General features: G+C 48.3%; 1 protein-coding gene. It reads left to right on the top strand.

Annotation, left to right across the window (positions count from 1 at the left end; genetic code table 11):
* The coding region (locus tag AS89_RS0114640) for a hypothetical protein (RefSeq protein WP_237709704.1) at window positions 1–511 on the top strand (511 nt) is incomplete at its 5' end.
* Window positions 512–590 lie beyond the last annotated feature (79 nt).

The following is a 590-nucleotide window of genomic DNA, read 5'->3' as shown; positions in this document are numbered from 1 at the left end:
GGTGCTCGTACATATGAGAATCTTCGTATTACTCTTAAGCCTTATTTTTTCACCTGCACTATTCGGTGAAAGTACTGGCTGGAGTACATACATTAGCGAGCATGGCTGGGCTACGGTTTCCGATACACGTGAGGGGAAGGGCTCACTCTCAGAAGCAATCGCTCTTGTTCCTGATGATGTTTGGCTAAAGCACTTTCGAACATTTCCGTCGGTGGGGGATGTTAAAATACAAAATGAGCTGCATGATTTTTTAGCATCAAAATACCCAGAGCTTCACAATGAAGCCTTGGCGTCGGCTGGAAATATGCACAATCCTAAGCTGGTCGCTTTACGCGCAGCCTTTCAAGAGGCCTTGATGTCTACAAGCTTGGTCACGCGAATTAATGCTTCCCTCAAATCGAGGTGCGAGCGCATCACATCGGCCAGCTTCGAGAAGTTTACAATTCGTAATAGCGGCAACCAGCCTACTTATAGTGCTATGGTTTGGTTTAGTACCAAAAAGTGCACCTAACAAGGCCGGGCAATTTGCTACGGGCCTACGGCCCTCCGCGGGACAGCTTACCTTGTGCACCTTTTGCGCAGGTCGCTGT

This window comes from Microbulbifer agarilyticus S89, assembly GCF_000220505.1.
GTDB lineage: Bacteria > Pseudomonadota > Gammaproteobacteria > Pseudomonadales > Cellvibrionaceae > Microbulbifer > Microbulbifer agarilyticus_B.
This window is presented reverse-complemented; position numbering and strand designations above follow the sequence as displayed.